The sequence below is a fragment of the Halochromatium sp. genome (assembly GCF_046541315.1).
Lineage (GTDB): Bacteria > Pseudomonadota > Gammaproteobacteria > Chromatiales > Chromatiaceae > Lamprobacter.
The window spans coordinates 1-5,267 of record NZ_JBKHDN010000192.1 but is presented as its reverse complement, the minus strand read 5'-3'; the positions used below and the strand labels follow the sequence as shown (position 1 = coordinate 5,267).

Here is a 5,267-nt window from a genome sequence, read left to right as displayed (position 1 = left end):
ACGTCGTTGCGGTCTCCGTTGGGGTATCGAGAAAGCAACGGCTGTTGCTTCGGCCTCGTTTCTTGCGATATGTTATATCATCTTTGACGGATCCCAAACCCTGCCGTTCAACGAGGCCAAGCCTGATGCGACACCTCCCTCTCCATCTCCTGATCGGGTCCCTTTGGGGTAGCGCTGCCGTGCTCGCGCAGCCGATGAGCGACGACCCAGGATTCTCGATTGAACTCGATGCCATCGAGGTCACCGCCGGCGTGCCGGTGCCGGGCGATCCGATGTTGCAGGCTGCGGATATCGACGTCTTGGCCGGCGAGGACCTGCGCCGCCGTGAGCGCTTGACGCTGGGCGAGACCCTGGAAGGCCTCCCTGGCGTCGCCTCGATCACGGCCGGAAACATGGTCGGTAAGCCGGTGATTCGCGGCCTCAGCGGCAATCAGATCCAGGTCTTGTCGAACGGGGTGGGTGTCGACTACCAGCAGTATGGCGAGCGCCATCCGCCGAACATCGACCCTTTCCTCGCCGGGCGTATCGAGGTGGTGCGTGGCGCCTCCAGTCTGCTCTATGGCTCGGGGGCGCTCGGTGGCGCCGTCGATGTGCAGGCACCCGCGTTCGTGTTCATGCCCGCAGGCGAGCGCGAAGCCGTTGCCGATACCTTGTTCGTCTACCACAGCAACAATGAGCAATGGGATACCGGCGCCAAGGCCCGCGCGAGCAGCGATCGCTTCAGCCTGGATGCCGGCATCATGGGCCGGTCCGCGGGCGATCTGACCACCCCCAATGCCGCGACGGCCGCCGAGTCCGGCAACCCGAGCGATCCCAAGTTCACTGGCGAGCTTCCGTTCACCGACTTCGATCAGCTCAACGCCCAGTTCGGCGCTGGCGTGCTGACCGCTGTTGGCGAATTCGGCGTTCGCTACAACCAATGGAACAACGAGAACCACTTTCTGCTGCCGACGGGCAAAGGCATCGGTCTGTGGCTGAACAATGACCAGCTCCAGTTCACCGGTGCCATGCCGCTCGCCTCCGGCTGGGAGCTGAAGCCGACCCTGTCCTGGCAGCACAACCTGCGCCGGGCGAACAGCGCCGGCACGCTGCTCAGCGCGGGCTACGACGGGACCATCCATCTCGAGTTCGATCGCTATGTCGCCCGGCTCGAGGCCATTCATGGGCCGCTCGGACCCTTCGATGGCGGCACCTTGGGCGTCGAGTACAGCAACAAGATCCAAGACTCGCGCGGGACCACGGTGCTGGCCCCGGGCGGCGAGGTCAGCAACCTGGCGCTGTTCGCCTTCGAGAGCAAGGACCTCGGCGACTGGACGCTGCAAGCGGGGCTCCGTCATGACTGGCACAGCGTGACCGGGGATGCCGGCAAGACACGGGCGCCGGTGCAATTCGTCGGCCGCGATTCCAATGATTACTCGGTCTTCACCGGGTCGCTCGGTGCCGTCTATCGCCTCACCGATCAGGTGGCGATCGCCTCGAATCTCGGTACCGGCTTCCGCGCGCCGAGCCTGTTCGAACTCTACGCCGATGGTGTCCATGGCGGGGTGGCCGCGATTCAGGAGGGTAATCCCGACCTCGATCCCGAAAACTCCATCAACGTCGATCTCGGGCTGCGCTGGAACAGGCCGCGGCTGCAGGGCAGTGCAACCGTCTATCGCAATGCCATCAGCGACTACATCTATCTGCAAGACACCGGTGAGTCGCGCGACGGACTGCCGATCTTCGCCTACCAACAGGATGACGCGCTGCTCACCGGGCTCGAGCTGGACGCCCGCTGGCAGGTCACCGATCGGCTCGAACTCGGCGGCACCCTGGATCTGGTGCGGGGCACCAACGACCGCACCGATGCGGATCTGCCCTTGCTGCCCGCCGACTCGCTGCGGCTCGAGGCGACCTACTGGTTCGCCGAGCGCGGACCGATCCGTGAGCCCTATCTGACCCTCGGTATGCGCCACGCCGCGGCGAAAGACGCGGCGCCCGGCGAGCCGTTCTCGCAGTTCGACCTGATGCCCTTTGGGACCGCCTCGACCGATGCCTACACCCTCGCCGATCTCGATCTGGGCTTTGCCTTCCGCGCCTTCGGCAACCGCTTGGCTCGGCTCGATCTGACGGTGCGCAATCTGTTCGATACCGAGTACCGGGATTTTCTCGACACCTACAAGGGCTATGCGCTGAGCCCGGGGCGCGATATCCGCCTCAGTTTGAGTGTGCCTTTTGGGGGGTGATTCAGTGGATCAGGCCAGCACCGGCCGAAGCGATCGGCCGACTGCTTGAGCGGGCGATGCGTTGAGCGGCGAGTGCAGCCCTGCTGAAGTCTCGATGCCTCATGAGGGTTCGTGCAGGTCTCGGCTTGGGGCGCCCAAGGTGGTCTCAACACTTTGTCAACGCTGCATGAGCAGCCGTGCCGGACCCGCATTCGGAATGTCGATGAGCCAATCCGGCGTCTCGCCAGCGAGCAGTTGATCGTAGAACGGGGTGATGCCGTCGCGCCGTTCATAGGTGGCGACGGGGTCGTGCGGGCAGACCAGCAGGAGGTCGACGCCGCGCCGCGCGAGCGTCTTCCGCGCCGTCTCGGCGTCGCGAAAGAAGATCCGCGTGCCGGCCTCGATGCCACCGTCGTTGCGATGATAGGGCGCGGCGAGCACCTGGTGCGGGGTCAGCCAGAGCAGCGGCGCGCCCAGATTGACCGGCGCGGCGATCAGCAAGGGGGCTTGTGCTTGCCACGGCGGTCGATTCAACAGCTCCGCGATCACGGGTAGGTTGCAGGCCTCGGCGTCCTCTGGGTCCGCCGCGGCGCTGGGCGGCGACGCGTTGCCTGGATCGCTGACGCCCCCTGAGTCGCTTGGGGTCCCTGAGTCGCTTGGGCTGCCGGCTTTGGTCAGCGCCGCGCTCTCGGCGCTGTCTGCGGGCGAGTTGCCGATGCGGGTCACCGTCAGCGTGACCAGGAGCGGCAGCAGGGCGACCACCACCGCCGGCCCGGCGCGACGCAGCAGGCGCGGCAGCAGGTGTCGCGTCTCGCCGATGCGCGCGCCCACCGCCGCCGCCCACCAGGCCAGGGCGAGCCCGGCATAGAGATTGGCGAGCGCGGCGCCGCGCAGTTGCCAGCCCATCAGCAGCAGCCCGCCGGTGATGAGCAGCGTGAGCCCGAGCCAGCCGGTGCGCGCGCGGCGCGGGCCGACCCGACTGCGCCAGGCGCTCATGAGCAAGGCGAGCAGCGGCAGGGCGATGAAGGAGGCGGTGCTCGCGGGTCGTTCCCGCAGCGCCTTCAGCAGCGGTTGCGCCTCGCCGACGCGCGCGACCAGTTGCGCCGATGGCTCGGCGAGGCCGGCATAGGGGCCGCCGGCGCAATGCGGGATCAGCGCGTAGAGCAGGCCGAGCAGGAACAGGGCGAGGGGGACGGCGAGGAGCAGCCGTGTCCGCATGGGGCCGAGGTGTTTGAAGCGGCTGAGGAGGCCGATCCGGCGGAAATGACCAATCCGGCCGTTGGGTGCCATCTGGCTGGGCGGTACCCCCTGTCTGCGGCGCGCGAGCCAATGCTCGCCGGCGAGGGCGCCGAGGCCGAACAAGGCCACCGCCGCCGCCAGCGCGACGCTGACCCAGGAGAAGGCATCGCAGGCGGTGGAGTCGCGCGCCCCCGGCGCCAGCGCCAGCGGGATGAGCGCCACTGTGGTCGCGGTGAGCGCCAGCCCATAGCGGGCCAATTGCTCGGCACCAGGGCGTCCATGCCGCAGCCAGCCAAGGCCGAGCAGGGCGGCGCCAAGGGCGACGGGCGGGATCGCCTCGGCGCCGATCCAGAGTCCGAGCGCGCCGGCGACCCCGGCCAGCGGTGCCAACCAGGGCGCTGGCGTGCGCGGGGCCAGCCGATGGGTCGATTGCGCATCCGGTTGCCTGTGGTGGGTGACCTTTGGCGCATCCAGTTGCCTGTCTTGGTGGGTGCCGGTTGGCGCGTCCGGTTGCCTGCCGAGCCGCGTGCCGAGTCGTGCACCGAGCAGGGCGAGGATGCGCAGCAAGGCGCCGGCGCTGAGCGTTGCCAGCAGCAGTTGCCAGCCGTGATGATCGACACGTCCGGCGGCGAAATTCGCCAGCGGCACGTTCAGCGCAATCGCGATCAGTCCGGCGAACAGCAATCCGGTGCGCCCGGTGAAGGGTCGCGCGGCCCAGACGAAGGCGGCAAAGAAGGCGACCCCGAGCAGCGCCGGCACCAGATAAGCCGCGAGCAACGCGGCACGCTCGGCACCGAGCAGCGGTTCGCTCAACCCGATGAGCGCGGCCAGCGGCAGGTCTGGCAGCCGCGACCAGTGCATCTCGACCCCGGCGGGCGGATTCAGCCGAGGCTGATGCAGATCGTACCAAGCGCCGGTTTCCAGCCAGCGCTGCACCTGGAGCAGGCGCATGATGTCATCGGAATCCTTGAACGGTAGCCCCTCGATGATCGGCGCCGCCCCGGCGCGCCAGAGGCAGAGGGCGAAGACCAGGACGGCTAGGATCAGCAGGAGGATGCGGTGAAGGCGGATCGAGGGAGCAGACATGGGGACGTCGAAGCACTGAGAGGTTGCTGGGCGATCGGCAGCGGACTGCTAGAATAGCCGCCTTACCGCTAAGGCTGCGAGGCTCGGCCTCCAACAGCCAATATCCGAGCAAGACAACAGGTGTTCCATGTCGCAAGCACAGGCCCTGCTGGACCGGTCCGATCCTCACCGTTGCGAAGCCGACGAGCGTCGCGTGCTGATCAAGCCCTGTTCTTGGGAACGCTACCAGCAGCTCTCGGCCCTGTTTCCAGACAACAAATCCGTGCGCCTGACCTATATCGATGGTGTGCTCGAAATCATGTCACCGGTTGGCGAGCGCCACGAGCGTCATAAGAGAACGCTCGGTTACTTTGTTGAGGCCTACTGTCAGCTCAAAGGCCAGCGCTACTACGGACGCGGTGGGTTTACCCTTGAGCAGCCAGCGTTTGCCGCTGGAGAACCGGACGAGTCCTACTGCTTCGGGCAGGACAAACCCGTCCCCGATCTGGTGATCGAGGTGGTGATCACCAGCGAGGCACTGAGCAAGCTCCCGCTCTATCGGGCCAAGGGCATCGCGGAGGTGTGGATCTGCCGCTTAGGCCATCTGCAGATTCATGTCTTGACCGCCGAAGGATACGCGATGGCAGCAAGCAGTCAATTGTTGCCTGGCCTCGATGCCGAATGCATTGATCGCTGTCTTGCGATTCCGGACCAGTACGATGCGGTGCTGGCATTTCGTCGGATTATTGAGGATAGGGG

The 5,267-nt window shown here is 66.6% G+C and carries 3 protein-coding genes; 2 read left to right on the top strand and 1 reads right to left on the bottom strand.

Translation table 11 applies throughout. The annotated features are described in order from the left end of the window. Positions 1-194 precede the first annotated feature (194 nt). Complete coding sequence (locus tag ACLFQI_RS11295) at positions 195-2,225, top strand: TonB-dependent receptor (RefSeq protein WP_410759395.1); 2,031 nt, start codon at positions 195-197, stop codon at positions 2,223-2,225. Between the two features lie 156 nt (positions 2,226-2,381). Here the strand turns inward: ACLFQI_RS11295 and ACLFQI_RS11290 are convergent, their stop codons facing one another. After that, complete coding sequence (locus tag ACLFQI_RS11290) at positions 2,382-4,529, bottom strand: hypothetical protein (protein ID WP_410759393.1); 2,148 nt, start codon at positions 4,527-4,529, stop codon at positions 2,382-2,384. A gap of 127 nt (positions 4,530-4,656) precedes the next feature. Between ACLFQI_RS11290 and ACLFQI_RS11285 the strand changes: the two genes are divergently transcribed. Next, positions 4,657-5,267 (top strand): Uma2 family endonuclease (locus tag ACLFQI_RS11285; protein WP_410759392.1); only part of this gene is annotated, 611 nt, incomplete at its 3' end.

Bases quoted from the DNA above. Each gene is read 5' to 3' on its own strand.
- ACLFQI_RS11295 (WP_410759395.1), top strand. From the start codon at position 195: ATGAGCGACGACCCAGGATTCTCGATTGAACTCGATGCCATCGAGGTC.
- ACLFQI_RS11290 (WP_410759393.1), bottom strand. From the start codon at position 4,529: ATGTCTGCTCCCTCGATCCGCCTTCACCGCATCCTCCTGCTGATCCTA.